Origin of the sequence: Pseudomonas syringae group sp. J254-4 (genome assembly GCF_032586855.1) — a bacterium.
Lineage (GTDB): Bacteria > Pseudomonadota > Gammaproteobacteria > Pseudomonadales > Pseudomonadaceae > Aquipseudomonas > Aquipseudomonas amygdali.
Genome location: NZ_JAWHOO010000001.1, coordinates 635,360 through 650,996 on the forward strand (window position 1 = coordinate 635,360; position 15,637 = coordinate 650,996).

Here is a 15,637-nt window from a genome sequence, read left to right on the forward strand (position 1 = left end):
CCGCCCCAGACCCCACAAAATAACCAAGCCTTATCACATCACGTCCAAAAACGGAAAGGTCCCCACCCCGCCTCCCCCCCCAAACTTGAACCCCCCCCCCCCCTTTCTCCGATCCGGAACGGCCACCAAAACGCCCTGCAGGCGTTTTGATAGCGCACGCTCAGATCAAAAAATAAAGATTGAATCCTCACAGAAAATGTTATTTAAATAACAAAAATAAAAGCCGCCGAAGCTTCCGTCGGCGCTGTTGAGGTCAAAATAACAATGAGCAAGATTGCAGTCATCGGCAGCAACATGGTCGACCTGATCACTTACATCGAACGCATGCCCGCCCAGGGCGAAACGCTCGAAGCACCGCGTTTTGCCATGGGCTGCGGCGGCAAGGGTGCCAATCAGGCCGCTGCTGCGGCGCTGCTGGGCGCGGACGTGCTGATGCTCAGCAAGGTCGGCGACGATGCTTTTGCCGATACCACCCTGGCCAATTTTCAACGGCTGGGCATTGATACACGCTTCGTCGAACGGGTGCCGGGCGTGTCGAGCGGCGTGGCGCCGATCTTCGTCCAGGAGAACTCCCACAACAGCATCCTCATCGTCAAAGGCGCCAATGCCCACCTGAGCCCGGCCGATATCGACCGAGCCGAGGCGCAGCTGCGCGATTGCGCTTTGATTGTGCTGCAACTGGAAGTCGAGCTGGCGACCGTTTACCACGCCATCGCCTTCGCTCACCGGCATGCCATCCCGGTGCTGCTCAACCCCGCCCCGGCCTTGGCCGGCCTGAGCCGCGAGCACCTGGCGCAGCTGGATTTCCTGATCCCCAACGAGAGCGAACTGGCACTGATCAGCGGCCAGCCGGTCACGTGCGCCGAGGAAGCGGCTCAGGCTGCGCGCCAATTGGTCGCGCAGGGCGTACGCCACGTCATCGTTACCCTGGGCGAACAAGGGGCGCTGTACGTCGGCGCCGAAGGCGAGTGGCAGGTGCCAGGGGTCAAGGTTCAGGCGCGTGACACCACCGGTGCCGGTGACGCCTTCATTGGCTGTTTCGCCCGACACTGGAGCCAGGACGGCAATATTCGCCAGGCCATGCAGCAGGCGGTGGCCTACTCCGCCTGCTCGGTCACCGGCCTCGGCACGCAATCTTCTTACCCCGATGCGTCCACGTTTGCGCGATTCCTCGATGCATCGGCCAACTGACACTCACCAGCATCTCGCGGAGAACAATAATGAATAAGCCTGCGCTGCAACAAACCCCGGACGGGTTCTACCTGAACCGCACGCCGTGGTTCGCCTTCCTCCTGCTCTGCAGCATCTTCGCCCTTTGGGCGGCGGCCGCGAGCATGAACGACGTGCTGATCGCGCACTTCAAGAAAGCCTTCCTGCTCAGCGATTTCCAGACCGCTTTCGTTCAGTCGGCGTTCTACCTGGGCTACTTTTTCGTCGCCATTCCGGCGGCACTTGTGGTGCGCCGCTTCAGCTACAAGACCACCATCCTCATCGGCCTGATGCTGTACCTGTTCGGCTGCGCTCTGTTCTTTCCGGCTGCGTCGACCGCCAAGTACGGCATGTTCCTGATGGCGCTGTTCGTCATCGCTGCCGGCCTGTCGTTTCTCGAGACCGCGTGCAACACCTATTCGACACTGATGGGGCCGCGGGAAACCGGCACACGGCGTCTGAACATCTCGCAGACCTTCCACCCGTTCGGCGCCATGACCGGCGTGTACGTCGGCAGCTTCGTGATGTTCAAGGACACCGACGCCACCAGCGAACAGCTGGCCCAGATGAGCGCCAGTGAGGCAGCGGCGCAGCAATTGCAGATGATCCAGTCGACCCTGCTGCCGTACAAATGGATGATCGCGATACTCATATTGATGTTCATTCTGATCGCCATCACCCGCTTCCCCGCGTGCAAGGGCAACGGCACCGTCAGCGAACCGCGGGCGAGTATTGGCCAGAGCCTTGGCCGTCTGCGACGCAATCCGCGCTTCTGCTTCGGTGTACTGGCGCAGTTCCTCTACGTCGGCGCGCAGGTCGGGGTGTGGAGCTTCACTATTCGCCTGGCCATGCAAATGGGCGGCATGAACGAGCGCAGTGCCTCGTGGTTCCTGCTGACCACCTTTGCCGCCTATTTTATCGGCAAGATGATTGCCAACCTGCTGATGCGCAAAATGCACCCGGCCAAAGTCCTCGCGGTGTATGGCGTGCTGTGCATCGTGCTGCTGGCCTACACCATTCTGGTGCCGAACATCACCGCGGTGTATGCCGCCGTGGGGGTCAGTGTGTTTCTCGGGCCTTGCTGGCCGACCATCTATGGTCTGACCATTGATGGGCTCGGCGAGGACACCGGTGTCGGCGGCTCGTTGCTGGTGATGAGCATCGTCGGCGGTGGCGTGATGCCGATTTTCCAGGGCCTGCTCAGCGATGCCAATGGCGGCAACATGCAGATTGCCTATAGCGTGCCGCTGCTGTGCTTCGTGGTCATCGTGATGTACGCAGTGCACTGCATGCGTCAGCCGCAACCGGTGCTGGGTGGCTCGGCCACGGCGGTGGCACAATGATTAGCGAAACCTGGCGCCTGCCGCTCTACCCACAGCTCTGGGACCAGGCCAGCCGGCTGCTGCTCGAATCCGCGAATTTCAGCGTGCGTACCTGGACCTACCCCAGCGGCGTCAAGGCGCTGTCACTGGAAAACAGCCGCGGCAAGCTGGTAATCCTGCCCTGGCAAGGGCAAATGATCTGGTCGGCCGAATTCGACGGCGTTGATTTGACCATGCTCAATATGTTCACCCAGCCGCGGCCCAGTGCCAGCGTGATCGGCACCTACGGCTGTTTCATGTTTCACAGCGGCCTGCTGCGCAACGGTTGCCCGGGGCCGGAGGATGATCATGCGCTGCACGGCGAGATGCCCTGCGCGCCGATGGACGATGCCTGGCTGCAAACAGGCGAAGACGAGCACGGTGCGTATCTGCGCCTCGGCGGCACCTGCGAATACGTGCAGGGCTTCGGCGACCATTACCGGGCCAATCCGAGCGTGACCCTGCGCCCGGCCAGCGGGCTGTTCGAGATCGGCATGCAGGTGGTCAATCTGGCCGGCAAGCCCATGGACCTGATGTACATGGCGCACATGAACTACGCCTACGTCGACGGTGCCCGCCTCACCCAGCCGCTGGGCTGCGAGCGCACTCGGGTGCGCGCCAGTGTGCCGGCCCATGTGCGGCCGACGCCGGCCTGGAGCGCTTACATCGCCGAACTCAGCCAGGACCCGACTCGCCTCAAGGTGCTCGACTCTCCCGCGCTTTATGACCCTGAGATCGTCTGCTTCTTCGACGATGTGCGCAGCGACGGCCAGGGACAGGCGCACTTCTTCCTTGATCATCCCGACGGCGCGGCGTTCTACACCCGCTACAGCCCCCGGCAATTTGAACATGCCGCGCGCTGGATCCTGCATAACACCGATCAGCAGGTGGCGGCCTTCGTCTTGCCCGCCACTTGCGAACCGGAGGGCTACCGCGCTGAACTCGCCAAAGGCAACGTGCGCAGCCTCGCGCCCGGTGCCAGCGCCGAGTTCAGCGTGACCACCGGTTACCTGAACACAGCCGAACGCCGGGCGCTGCAACCGTGATGCCTCTAGATTACAAGCTGCGCCCCGCCAGCCTCGATGGCCTCGCGGTAGCTACGCGGGATTTTCTTGTCGCTGACCACGCAATGGAAATCGCTCAAGGCACCGAAATGCGCAGTGCGTACGGCATCGAATTTGGAATGATCGGCCAGCAACAGACTTTGCCGAGCCTGGCGCATGACCTTCTGCTTGACCTCCACCTCGTGAAAATTGAAGCAGGTGACGCCGCAATCCAGGCTGACCCCGGCCGCCGAGACAAAGGCCCAGGTCAGGCGCACACCATCGAGGATGCTGGTCTCGGCGTGGCTCTCGAACACCTGATTCTTGCGGTGGAATACACCGCCGCACAGGACGATGCTGCAGTTGGGTTTCTGCTGCAGCTTGAGCAGCACGTTGAGCGAGTTGCACACCGCGGTGAACTCCAGCTCATCGGGGATGAAGTCGACCACGAAGGGGATCGTCGTGCCACAGTCGAAAAAAACCGTGTCGCCTGGACTGATGAAAGCGGCGGCCAGCTTGCCGATGCGGCGCTTCTCCTCGACATGGCGGGTGTCCTGCTCGCTGACCCGGTAATCCCCCGGCTCAGGATCATCGTGGGCGCGGGTGATGTAGCCGCCCAGCAGCCTTAACTGCCCAGGATGCCGGCTGAGGTCGCGACGCAAGGTCATTTCGGACACCTCGAGCAGCGCCGCCATCTCCCGCAGATGGATGGCTTTCTGATCCTGGAGGGCCTGTTGAATCTGTTTGATGCGGTCGGTTTTCTTGACGTCCACGGGCATCCCGGCAATCCGTTGTTGGTGTCGCTAGAGTAACACCAAGTGTTAATTTTATAACTTACGGGTATCCACCCAAGTGTTTTTAATGATGACAGGAATACTTTGATGAATTCACTCGAACCCGCTGCACTGGCCCAGGCCATCGATCACACCTTGCTGGCCGCGGATGCCAGCCGAGAGCAGATTGCCACACTTTGCGCCGAAGCCCGAGAACACGGTTTCTACTCGGTATGCGTGAACTCCAGCCAGGTGCCTTTTGCCGCTCGTCAACTGGCCGGGTCTGCCGTGAAGGTCTGTGCGGTGGTGGGCTTTCCATTGGGCGCAGGGCTGAGTGCAAGCAAGGCGTCGGAAGCAACCCTGACAATCGCCGCTGGAGCTCAGGAAATCGACATGGTGCTGAACATCGGCTGGCTCAAGGACGGTCTGTTCGATGAGGTCCGCGATGATATCGCCGCGGTGCTACAGGCCTGTGGCAAGGTGCCGCTCAAGGTGATCCTGGAAACCTGCCTGCTCGATGAGGCGCAGAAGGTGCGCGCCTGCGAGATCTGCCGCGAGCTGGGCGTGGCATTCGTCAAGACCTCCACCGGCTTCAGCCGCAGTGGCGCGACGCTCGAGGATGTGGCGCTGATGCGCCGGGTGGTCGGCCCTGACATCGGCGTCAAGGCGTCTGGCGGAGTGCGTGACGTGGCCACGGCCAGAGCAATGATCGAAGCCGGCGCAACACGCCTGGGGACCAGTTCCGGGATTGCGATCGTGACAGGCGCAGGCACCGGGGCAGGCTATTGAGTCTGCGGGCTTTGAACATCAAAGCCCGCTGCACTTAGCTCAGATCGATCACGCCGGTCATGGCCGTGAAATGGCTTTGCTTGTGCTGGACCTTGTCGAGAACCTGTGCAGGGGTCGACTCACGGAATACCACCATGTGCCCGACGTCCTTGCCGCCCTCAGTCACGCGTTCGATATCGTTGATCATCCAGGTGGTCAGCTCTTCGGCAGTAATGCCCAGTTCGGCCGCCACTCGCTGGTGAAGGCGCTCGGCGTCGTGTTGATTGAGTTGATCGCTGTTCATGGGGCTGGCTCCTTCAAGGGGTGTTAAGTTCAGTCCCCGTGGGGGCTTCACAGTTCAGTCGGGTTTGAACGGGCTGGGAATGCCTATCCGTTGGGCTGCATCTTCATGCAAGCGAAATAGGCAGAGACGGCTAAAGCGGTAAGGAGTGTGTGATGACCCGATCGTAGCGCCCACCAAGTTGCACGAATAGGATACAGCAGGATTGTATTTGCTCTGACGACCTTGAGATTGTCGACCGCAATAGTCGTGGTTTTTCAGAGGAATTAGCACTACCTCGAATCTGAGTGATGTCTTGATCAGAATCAGGGCGATGGCATAATGACACCTCTCTCAGCCCTTCATAACCACTGCTTTTTATTTCGTGGCATGTAAGCATTCAACCAGGAAGACAAATGCAATCGTCGCGTCTCATTTCGTATTTCAAACTATCCGCTGTCTTGCTGGCCGCCGCTCTCTCCACCGCTTGCTCCAACTATCACTATAAGGATTATCAGGGCGAGTGGGTCCCGGAGACGATGACTCCTTACGACCTTTCAGATAATGCCGCCGACGCCCCTGTCGTGTACTTCGCGACCACCCAATTTCGCTCCATCGGGGTGCCGTTCCACAGGCTGTTGCTGGCAACGCAAGTGGATAACACTCCGTTGCCTGGTGCTGGACGCAGGTCAATTCTCGACATTTCCGGAATGCAGGCGCTTCGTCTGACACCGGGCAAGCACACGCTGGACTGGTGTTGGGTATCGATGAACGCGCTGGGTACCGGCGGCGCCAAGTGCGGTTTCGGTGCTCGCGATGTCGAGTTCCGCGCGGGCCAGCGTTACGTCGTGGACTTCTCTACCAGAGACGACATCATCGGACCTCCGGGGCGCGAGATGTTGAGCATCACCATCAAGTCCGAAATTCGCAATCTAGATACTAGGGAGGTCATCTATCCGACTAAAGATATTGCGCAGCTGAAAAAGTGAGCGGCCTGAACCTGTCGCATCCGCCTTTAGGTCCGTTGGCAGAACCGAAGGCGTTGCGAGGAACGTCCCGTCGTCTGCCCACAAGCAGGAACCCAAGCTGAAAAGATCGAGACTGCACTAGACGGATAGGTTGGCTCAAGAGTTCTATCGAGGGGCGGTAATGACCGCTTCTGGCCGACGGCTGTCGTTGGACACTGGCCGTTTTCCGCCCAAGCGGTCATGCGGTGTCGACCAACCTTCGCAGTATCTCCGCCAGGTACGGTCGTATGTGTCGTTCAGATGGGGCTATGTGTTCCGATTACCCCAAGTGCTGATACTCTCCCTCATCAAAAGCCAGATAGATGTTGAATGCTGGCTGCGGCATCGCCTCCTCCATACCTACATCGAAAATGGCAGTGAACAGACCGTTCATCATGTCATCGCCAACCTCATACGGCATTTCCCCCAGAACAAATCGTCGGGCAACTTCGATCGAGAGAGCATTCAGAAGTTCGGCAGGGCGCAGCCCTAGATCCCGGCAGTAAACCGATAACCCGGTTAGTTCCAGCCCGGCCTCTTGTGCCATGCTCAACAGGGCCTCAACTTCAGAGTGGTGGATTACTTTGATCATCGGCACCCTCGCCTTGGCTGATTTTAGTGAGCAGTTGCGTGACATTGTCGTCGACTGCGCCGCCACGCAGGTATGCCTATAACAATGCTCAGGGAGAAATTCCATGGGCGTTAAGGCTAGCCCTTGAGGTAGGGCGCCACGGTGTCTTCCAAGATGGAGATCAGTTCAGAGTCCATGTAGCGGTAGTCGTCGGGAATATCCAGGACGTACAGCCGCTTGTGTTCAAGCAGACGTGAATACTCCGCCTGGAGGCGCTGCTGGTGCTTACGTTCCATGACGAATATGACATCAGCCCAGCGTATATCCGCCGGGCCGACCGGCCTGCGTGCATTTGAGCTGGTGCCTGCCGAGCGGGCTTCGAAGCCCGGTCGGCGGCGCCACAGAATTTCCGCAGTAGGACTGCGCCATTGATTACGACTACAAATGAACAGAAGGTTGGTCATTATTGGTCCAGTAATTGGCGGGTGGTGCGAACGGGATAGCACATGCCGAGCTGGCGCGCCCTCTTCAACTTTTGAGCACGTCTGTACAGCAGCTTCCAATTTTTTTCTGGCTTGAGCACAAGTGGTTGTGCTGCCTGGTTCTTGCCGTGTTTGCGGACTTGCTGGCGTCTCCAGGCTCTGGTTCTTTCCATGATGATTTCCTCGTGGGTACCGGGGTCAGCAGCCGCGGTAATACGAGTCCGAGACAGGATAAGAGGAATAGGGAAACGTTGCGAGGCCTGTTTGTGTCAGTAGGCTGATTTCGACTCAAAGCGGGCATTTGACCGTAAGTACTCGATAACTAACTTTTCACTGTGGCTCCAAGTCTGACCATAAACAACTGCAGCCAATGCCGACCATTAACGTTCCGTAATCTTCAAATTTACAGACATTTACCTTAGCCTGACTCGTCCACGTCGCTTCGCATTCTTCGCACACCCACAGCAAAATTTTTGTAGAGCGAACCCGCATTGCTCGAACGTAACCTTGACCGCACCTTTGGCACTCAATCAGCATGTAAGTAATCTCTGACAGGACTTCGGTGTAGCTTATCCGATTGACCGCTTCTGGCCGTTAGCGGTCGGTCTGTAAGCATCGGCCTAAGGACCATGCTTTACCCCTGGATATCCTCGCTGAGCGGTCTCACCTTTGTTGAACCCGCAACGCGGAAGGAGCCCAAGGGGTGCTGTTGGTCGGTGGCTGCCTTTGGCAAAGGGCTGCTATCGACCCGGGTTGTGTGAAAACGAGCTGGAAGCAGTTAACCAAACGTGATGCAGACTGGTTCCATCTCTACCACCGAATTTTCACAGGCACCTACGAGATCTCGCACACAGTGAAGCCTCCATCCCTTACCTGATCCCCACTTTGCCGCGACAGGTTCAAGCGAAGACTCTTCCTCCTGCGTTGCGCGAGCCCAATCATCATGCCCGATCTCAGCGATCAATTGAGCCTGATAGACCTGTAAGAATGGAAGCAAGCCTTTCGCCTGTTCAACCTCTATGAGGACAAATTCTGCTGTATCGAGTTGCTGTTTAACGTTTTCGACCAGTTCGTGAGCCTGCAACGGGAGTGCCTCTAACACAGCCTCCAAGGCTGATCCGGATTTGTCAGCACTTTGGAAGGTGCCGCAGATGATGTTCCCTCCTGCCATATCTTTCCCCTATCGTGGCTTCGAAGCTTGGATTAGGCAGCTCGCGATTACGTGTCTAATGTCGATTTTTTTGCTGGTCTACGCCCGTTGCGAGCGGCCAATTAATCCAAGGCTTGATGAAAAACCCTGCGATTCTCTGACCTTCTGGTGGTCGAGATCGTGACGGGACCTTTCAATCATTTCTTACCTGTTTGAGCCAGTTCCAGAAAGGATCACTGGATTCATGAGCGTCCATGCTTGTTGTGCTTGAGATGAGATCTGATGCGCGCGCCGGGACGCTGAGGCCAAGCGTGCGTTCCACGTACGCCCGCAATGCCCTAGGTGGTGCTGGGTAGTAATCATCCGCGTATTGCTGCTCCCGCAGTTCGGCCGGTGTTCTCGTAAACTCCTCTGGCCAGCAGTGCTCGTTGTAACCGATGGCCAGTAAGCGAATCAGGTCTTGCGTACTATTGGTCAGGACGCAGAGCATGTCTGATCCCGAGCCCGAGCCAAGATGGACGATTCGCTGCTGATCGTGGTCGTCCAGCCACAACCCTGCCCACGATCCATCGCCACCAGTCCTGAGGAATATTGATAGTCGCTCGTTTACTCTAGGATCTTCGCAGGCCGTCCATCGAGCAGTATCGGCGGAGTCAGGAACGTGAAAGGCAGTGATAGCGCTGTTGTTGTATTCAGGTTCGGGATGCAAAGTCATGTAGCGGCCCCCGGTCCTATAGTGACGGACGCAGCCTAGTGCTTCCAGAAATTCCATGGTTTGTCGTAATACTGGAGGTACCGGATTGCTTGCCGGGAAGGCGGCTACTAATTCGTCGGTGAAGTTCATGTCTTTCCTGACCATTGTCTTTAGCGAGTATCGTGAAGGAAGGTGGACTGCTATGCCCGGAATATATCGCCATGTGCCACCCAAGGCACGCTTCTGGCCGATTTCTGTCTATCGCCACCGGCTGCTTTGGGTCGAAAGCTGCCCATGCGGTGGTAGCTATTGACACCGGCCCAAGATCGACCCAAGCCGTCACACTCTAGGAAAAAGTATTTGGACCCAGTTCCGGGCAGCAATTTCTATTGAAACGCCTCGACGATTCGATATGATCGGACTTTGAGTACCCACAGCATGGAGGCTTGATGCAGGCGCTTATCGAAATGTCTGAAGGGTTGGAGAACCTAAAACGAATCCTTGCGGAGCTCCCAGCTGACAGCCCTCACTGGAACGAAGCACAGAACAGATTTCAGTTCATAGATAGGTTGATCTTCGAGTGCCTCGGATGGGCACACCCCAACGTGACCGTAGAGAAGACTGACGAGCTGGGCGGTCGTGCAGACTACATTTTTGGAAAACCAGCGAAAGCCATACTAGAGGCTAAACGCGAATCGGCTTATTTCGATTTCCCTTCGATTGGCGGTAATCTGCTACGCAAGATGCCCTCCTTGATTCTTTCTTCAAAAATATTCGAAGCCGCTGTCAAACAAGTAATTCCCTACTGTGCGATCAGTGGTGCTTCCATCGCAATCGTCTGCAATGGGCCGCAGTTGGCTATCTTTCAAGCGATATCCCCTGGTTACCAACCTTTGGATGGCGAGTGCTACATCTTCAACGGCTTCGATTCCTATGTAGCGAATTTTGCGATGCTCTGGAAACTGATGTCTCCAGAAGGCATTTCCGAAAATCGAGCCTATCGTGAGTTGGACCATCATCGTCATCCCCGCATCCCGCCAAAAGCATCGACGGTAATACCTGAACCACTCAAATACAGGTACCGAAACCAGTTTCAGGAAAACTTGCGATCCTTATCGTCGCTCTTGCTGGAAGAGATCGAGGACAACCCAGAGCTCAAGACAGACTTTTACAAGGAATGCTACATCAAGCTGGAAGCGAATAACCGCCACCTGCTGCTGAGCAGGAAGGTTATCCAGGCCCGTTACCGGCGTGCTGGAGAAGTCGGGGTGGCGCCTTCCGCCTTTGACGAAATAGCGGTGGTGGATGGGGGCAATTTGCAATTTAGCGACCCATCAGTAGCCGCGGCTGGATCAAGACCGATTGTGATCATCGGTGATGTTGGGGTCGGCAAAACCTCATTTTTTGAAAACCTTTACGAAAGCCTGAGCATATCAGAACGGGCTCAGACGTATTTTCTGAACCTCAATCTAGGGAACAAGGCGACACTCAGCACTTCAGTCAAAGACTTTTTATTATCAGAAATACCGCGCGCCCTGAAAGAAAGTTACGCATTAGATATCTACGAAGCCTCTTTTGTTGAGTCCATTTATCATCGTGACTTGCTCGATTTCGATAAAACAACGCCTGGTCGATTTAAGGAAACCAATCGCGCCAAATATGACGATGAACGCGCCAGTTTTTTAATCGACTTGACCAAGAAAACGGATATGCACCTGCGAGCATCGTTAGGTCACTTATCAAGAGGGCGAGGAAAACAGATAATTTTAGTCCTCGACAATGCTGATCAGCGGTCGTTCGAAGTACAGCAGGAAACCTTCTTAATCGCGCAGGAATTCGCTTCGACGCGCAATCTGCTTGTTTTTGTGGCCTTACGTCCGAGCACATTCTTTCTCTCGAAGACGACGGGTGCGCTGTCCGGGTATCAAAACAAAGTGTTGACGATCTCTCCGCCCCCTGCTGATGAGGTAGTGCAGAAACGTCTGATATTTGCTGGCCGTGTCGCGGAAGGCAGCGTTGCTCCGGCGACCTTGACTGACATCAGGGTGCACCTCACAAGCGTTGTGGCCTTCTTAAACGCGACGCTCCGCTCGATACGGGCAAACGATCAGATCAAAACATTTCTCAGCAACATCACTGGTGGCAATACCCGCTCGGTGATTGAGTTGATCACTGGCTTTTTTGGGAGCCCTAACGTCGACTCGCAGAAGATCGTCAACATTGAGGAAGAACGAGGAAACTATCGAATACCGTTGCACGAGTTCACCAAACACGCTTTGCTGGGTGAATACGCATATTTCAACGCACAGTCGTCTTTTGTCGCCTGCAACCTTTTTGATATTCAGAGCATGGCAGACCCCCGTGAGCACTTTCTAGCATCGCTGATTGTCGCCTATCTAGCTTCGAGCCAAGGGGTGGCTGACAATGACGGCTTCGTAAGCGGGAGGATAATCGGTGCTGAAGTCGCAACTCAAGGTTTCGTCAGCGATCAAATCGCGAAGTCGCTGAAAGGACTGGCGAAGCGCAGACTCATTGAAACACCGCATGGTCACTACAGAGAAATTCACGTCCAGGACAGCGAAGACCCTGAAGATTTCTATTTTAGGGCTACATCCATCGGGATCTATCACATCAGGTATTGGGCAGGTTCGTTCGCTTTCCTTGACGCCATGTCCACCGACACTCCGATTTTTGATGAGGCTACCCGGGAAGAGGTTTCAAAATTTGCAGCCTCTTTTGCTATATCCGACAGGTACAAGAAGACAGCGGCTTTTAAGGACTACCTTGAAGGCCAATGGCATGCCGGGAACTTCACGGTAAACTATTTTGACTTCGCTGCATTGCTAAAAAGTCAGGAAGAAACCTTCCAAACGGTTGCGAGGCATCTTGCACGAGGATTGCCACCTGATAGCAGGCGAGGCAGGTGATTATTAGGCCAACCCTATAATAGACAGCGTGCGATTATACCTCCTTTCTGCCATAACTTAGGGCGGGGACAGTCAGCCTCCGCTCAGCGCTATTTCCGGGCTTTGGTCGTTTTCTGCGTCCCAGACGAGACCGCTATCGGCCAAAAGCGGACAGTTTCACTGGGGCTGGGCTGGCGAGCTGAAAGCGCCTCCCAGCGAGCGTGCTTGAATGCCTTGCTACGTATTCTTTCGCCGAGTAAGCGGGAAGACAAATGGCTTTTCTTGAGTTAAATTTATTTCGTTTAGCTTGTATTTAAACCTAATATCACTGCAGCTAAATCGTCGAATTAGATCTTCCACCTCGATGTCACTTAGCTCGCAATTCCAAGAATGAATTATGGAACCACCCCTAACTTTATCGAAACCATACTTTTGCCCCAAGGCTACGGTGATAGTATTTTCAATCTCTGTAACCCAGAAACAATCGCCAACTGATCGAAAAGCCGCATGTAAATGAGTTGCTTTTCTCTTTCCCGTGAGGCCGCTCTCCATATATTTGAAAACGCCCTTTTTCTCTAATGTAGAATAAGGACTTTTCTTACCATGGCTTCGCAGCCTTGATCTCAACCCCTTAGCTGTGCCAACGTACCATGAGTTCAGTTCAAGCTTCAAAATATAGATATACCAATTTCTAGTCTCTTCACTCATTTTCCGGAATCAAATTGTGCATAACGATTAAGCTAATTCGTCTGAGACACTACTCGATTCGCACTGAGCGTGTCTATTGCAAGTGAGTTACGCCGCACGGCAGGAATAGGTCTACTGAGGTCGAAGCGTCTCATGCAGGTGTCTACCGGAGCGAGGGGTAGCCCAAAAAGTCCGTTCTTGGCCGATTGCAGCCCTTCGCGGGAGGCAGCAATCGTCCCAGGCTGTGTGAAAACACCGCCGAGCAGTTCAAGACCTGCGGTTTAAAACAGTATGAGTCGATAGTGGACTTTTCACTACCGCCAGCCTTCGTTCGGTCGTGGTCCTTCGAACAGCAATAGCTGGGCTCATTCATAAAATTTACCGGCCAGCAAAATTGCCGCACAGCGTTGCCATACATTTGGTCTATTTGGACTCAGAGGGGAACTGCGTGAGCTGGCAGTCCCCCACGCTGCGGCAGCATCAAGAAAGGTATTAATAGAGCCGTTTTCCCACCCCAGCGCCCCCGGTCCATAGGGAGACGGCGGAGAGGTCTCCCGCAGCAAACGCTCCTCGGCAAAATCCATACCTAGAGCTTCAATGAAGCCGATGAATGATTGTTCGTCGTCTACGGTTTTCAGTAGCTCATCAAGATTTATGGACATGTTTGCCTTGGAGGCGCGTGATAGATGATAGCGAGGGAGTAAATTCTCACTATGCTGCTATGCCACGCGATGAGGGGCGATCTTACGCCCTCTTTGGGGCTAGGCTGTGAGAAAGGGCCAGTAATCGTCTAACCTTTTCATCGTCGAGATCGAAGCAGGGGCGGTCATGAAGCGATTCATTGAAGGCGAGGCCCGGGCGCAAGTGACTGTGCTGAGGACGTTGTGAATGCAATCAAATAACCACAATCAAAATCCGAGCCCAGACCCTAAGCCATGCGCCTCATGGACAAATCCATCAGCCCCATCAGATCTCTCTGTTCTCTCAGCGAAAGCACCAGCCGCGCGATGGATCGGCTGCTCTCTACCTCGGACAAGGACAGCCCCTTTACATACAGCTGGATATCACCTGACTCGGGGTGGAGAAGCTTCACTGAAAAGGTTTCATCCAGCGCGACGACGCACTCGCACTTTGACGGCAGAAAGGCCGTTTCAAGAACGCGTTGAATATCGGTTTTTGAAAACATGGTGCGTCCTCTGCAAAGGGCTGGATCGTGATGTAAAGAGTAGACGAGTTTCAGGTGAATAGGTTTCCGACCTGCGCAACTGCTGCACACGGCGCGGCGGGCTTTTTGTGGCGACTGCCCAAGACCGTTTTTTCCTGATCAAGGTAACTGCCTGCAACGCATCACGCCGTCTGGTCTAAAGTATCCTCTTCTGAACTCCCCGAGCCTCGACTGACATGAATGAACGCGCACGTGAACTGGCGTCTCGTCTGATTCGCAATTTCAATGAGGCCCCACTCCAACATGAGGTTCGTGAACCTCTCTATGAAAGCTCGGCAGCCCGCCTGGGCACAGGCACGGCGGCACAAAAGCTCGGGGCCTCGATTGATATCGTCGCGCCGGGCAAGCGCTCGTGCCCTTATCATTTTCATCATGCGCAGGAAGAGATGTTCGTGATCATCGAGGGCGAAGGCAGTTTGCGTGTCGCAGGCGAGATGCTGCCGATCCGGACGGGTGACATCGTGTTTATCCCGGCGGGCTCCGAATACCCTCATCAGATAATCAACACCTCGCAGGCGCCGCTGAAGTACCTGTCGATCAGCACCCGGGAAACGCCGGAGGTCTGTGAATACCCGGACTCGGGGAAGTATCAGGCGATGGTTTCAGTGCAGGGAACCCGGGTGTTTAGCGCCAACCAGCGGACCACTGAAAACCTCGATTACTGGGAAGGCGAGCCCTGATTTCAATTGTTCATAAATTGTATCCGGCAGTTCACGCTTTTTTCACGTTCGCGGGTTTATTGTTAACTCAATTCCCAGCAAGACCTTAAGCCCGCTACCCCCCATCGCGGGCTTTTCTTTGTCTGCGATTTGAGCACATGGCACCCCACATGCGCCCAGAGACATCAGGAACACGACTGCTTTCACAGGCGTCGGGCAGATAGGGAACATCATGCAGAAAATGGTTTCCAAGCCCTACTTCCCGGAAGAAAAACCTCCCACATGAAATACACCCTGAAAAAACTGGTCCTCACCGTTGCGTGTCTGACGGCGGCTCCGGCCTTCGCTGCATGCCAGATGGCACCCGTTTCCTATGACATGCCTTCACAACGCCTGGATGAGGCGCTGCAACAACTGGCGCATAGATCCGGCTGCCCGGTTACCGTCGACCTGGGCGCTGACAGCAGCAGAAAGGTCAAGAAATTCAAGGGTACGTTCACGCCGGATCAGGCGCTTTGGCTGGTGTTGAAGAAAACCGGGCTGGAGGGCTATGTCGAAAACGACGGGCTTACCGTTGATCGTCGAGGCCAGGATTTTGTAAACCAGCGAGCAAATGAGCTACGCACGGCTATCGATGAGGCTGGCGCACGGATGGAGGCGAGAAAGAAGAAGCGCTTCCTTCATCAACTGGACACTATCGAGTCCGGCGCGAAGAAAGTGGTCCTTGAACAGAGCTTCGTCAGTGCCGCAGAGATGGCGAGTTACAAGCGTGACTTCGACGAGTTGTCGAGCCAGATACCTGACAGCAAGTGAACCTCCGAT

General features: G+C 55.5%; 17 protein-coding genes. 8 read left to right on the top strand and 9 right to left on the bottom strand.

Translation table 11 applies throughout. The features are described 5' to 3' along the window. The first annotated feature begins 264 nt into the window (after nt 1-264). From rbsK to RYB09_RS02825, 3 genes are read left to right on the top strand one after another with little or no spacing between them, the layout of a single operon-like run. Nucleotides 265-1,191 carry a ribokinase gene (rbsK, locus tag RYB09_RS02815; RefSeq protein ID WP_316887420.1) on the top strand — a complete coding sequence of 309 codons (927 nt, stop codon included), beginning with the start codon at nt 265-267 and terminating at the stop codon, nt 1,189-1,191. Between the two features lie 29 nt (nt 1,192-1,220). Continuing rightward, nucleotides 1,221-2,552: an L-fucose:H+ symporter permease gene (gene fucP / locus RYB09_RS02820; protein WP_316887422.1), complete on the top strand. Its 1,332-nt coding sequence runs from the start codon at nt 1,221-1,223 to the stop codon at nt 2,550-2,552. Next, nucleotides 2,549-3,616, top strand: coding sequence for an aldose 1-epimerase family protein (locus tag RYB09_RS02825; RefSeq protein WP_316887424.1), 1,068 nt, complete (start codon nt 2,549-2,551; stop codon nt 3,614-3,616). Before fucP ends, RYB09_RS02825 begins: the two co-directional genes overlap by 4 nt. Nucleotides 3,617-3,621: 5 nt before the next feature. On the opposite strand, the gene deoR is transcribed toward RYB09_RS02825, so the two are convergent. Next, a complete protein-coding gene (gene deoR, locus RYB09_RS02830) occupies nt 3,622-4,392 on the bottom strand; it encodes a DNA-binding transcriptional repressor DeoR (RefSeq protein ID WP_057401080.1) in 771 nt (256 codons plus the stop codon). Between the two features lie 102 nt (nt 4,393-4,494). On the opposite strand from deoR, the gene deoC reads away from it, so the two are divergent. Next, nucleotides 4,495-5,175, top strand: coding sequence for a deoxyribose-phosphate aldolase (gene deoC / locus RYB09_RS02835; protein WP_004659772.1), 681 nt, complete (start codon nt 4,495-4,497; stop codon nt 5,173-5,175). Between the two features lie 34 nt (nt 5,176-5,209). Here deoC and RYB09_RS02840 read toward each other — a convergent pair whose 3' ends face one another. Continuing rightward, entirely contained in the window at nt 5,210-5,458 is a 249-nt protein-coding gene (locus RYB09_RS02840) for a hypothetical protein (protein ID WP_005748168.1), read from the bottom strand. A 392-nt stretch (nt 5,459-5,850) separates the two neighbouring features. Here RYB09_RS02840 and RYB09_RS02845 point away from each other — a divergent pair, with 392 nt between their 5' ends. After that, nucleotides 5,851-6,423, top strand: a complete 573-nt coding sequence (locus RYB09_RS02845; protein ID WP_058409727.1) for a hypothetical protein — start codon at nt 5,851-5,853, stop codon at nt 6,421-6,423. Nucleotides 6,424-6,721: 298 nt separating this feature from the next. Here the strand turns inward: RYB09_RS02845 and RYB09_RS02850 are convergent, their stop codons facing one another. The 4 genes from RYB09_RS02850 to RYB09_RS02870 form a co-directional block, all read right to left on the bottom strand. Further along, nucleotides 6,722-7,033 carry a hypothetical protein gene (locus RYB09_RS02850; RefSeq protein ID WP_058409728.1) on the bottom strand — a complete coding sequence of 104 codons (312 nt, stop codon included), beginning with the start codon at nt 7,031-7,033 and terminating at the stop codon, nt 6,722-6,724. Nucleotides 7,034-7,149: 116 nt separating this feature from the next. Continuing rightward, complete coding sequence (locus RYB09_RS02855; RefSeq protein WP_058409729.1) at nt 7,150-7,476, bottom strand: low molecular weight protein tyrosine phosphatase family protein; 327 nt, start codon at nt 7,474-7,476, stop codon at nt 7,150-7,152. A 796-nt stretch (nt 7,477-8,272) separates the two neighbouring features. Further along, on the bottom strand, nt 8,273-8,665 hold the full coding sequence (locus RYB09_RS02865; protein WP_058409731.1) for a hypothetical protein: 393 nt from the start codon (nt 8,663-8,665) through the stop codon (nt 8,273-8,275). A 172-nt stretch (nt 8,666-8,837) separates the two neighbouring features. Then, on the bottom strand, nt 8,838-9,488 hold the full coding sequence (locus tag RYB09_RS02870; protein WP_058409732.1) for a hypothetical protein: 651 nt from the start codon (nt 9,486-9,488) through the stop codon (nt 8,838-8,840). Between the two features lie 299 nt (nt 9,489-9,787). On the opposite strand from RYB09_RS02870, the gene RYB09_RS02875 reads away from it, so the two are divergent. After that, nucleotides 9,788-12,265, top strand: coding sequence for a hypothetical protein (locus RYB09_RS02875; protein WP_058409733.1), 2,478 nt, complete (start codon nt 9,788-9,790; stop codon nt 12,263-12,265). Between the two features lie 216 nt (nt 12,266-12,481). On the opposite strand, the gene RYB09_RS27140 is transcribed toward RYB09_RS02875, so the two are convergent. The 3 genes from RYB09_RS27140 to RYB09_RS02885 form a co-directional block, all read right to left on the bottom strand. After that, on the bottom strand, nt 12,482-12,952 hold the full coding sequence (locus RYB09_RS27140; RefSeq protein ID WP_410478294.1) for a GIY-YIG nuclease family protein: 471 nt from the start codon (nt 12,950-12,952) through the stop codon (nt 12,482-12,484). A 344-nt stretch (nt 12,953-13,296) separates the two neighbouring features. Next, nucleotides 13,297-13,593, bottom strand: a complete 297-nt coding sequence (locus RYB09_RS02880) for a hypothetical protein (protein WP_080395077.1) — start codon at nt 13,591-13,593, stop codon at nt 13,297-13,299. Between the two features lie 266 nt (nt 13,594-13,859). Next, nucleotides 13,860-14,117 (bottom strand): DUF1652 domain-containing protein, encoded by a 258-nt coding sequence (locus RYB09_RS02885; protein WP_058409734.1) that lies wholly within the window; start codon nt 14,115-14,117, stop codon nt 13,860-13,862. 215 nt (nt 14,118-14,332) lie between these two features. Between RYB09_RS02885 and RYB09_RS02890 the strand changes: the two genes are divergently transcribed. After that, nucleotides 14,333-14,836 carry a cupin domain-containing protein gene (locus RYB09_RS02890; protein WP_058402009.1) on the top strand — a complete coding sequence of 168 codons (504 nt, stop codon included), beginning with the start codon at nt 14,333-14,335 and terminating at the stop codon, nt 14,834-14,836. A 261-nt stretch (nt 14,837-15,097) separates the two neighbouring features. Continuing rightward, on the top strand, nt 15,098-15,628 hold the full coding sequence (locus RYB09_RS02895; protein ID WP_058402008.1) for a hypothetical protein: 531 nt from the start codon (nt 15,098-15,100) through the stop codon (nt 15,626-15,628). The last annotated feature ends 9 nt before the right edge of the window (nt 15,629-15,637 follow it).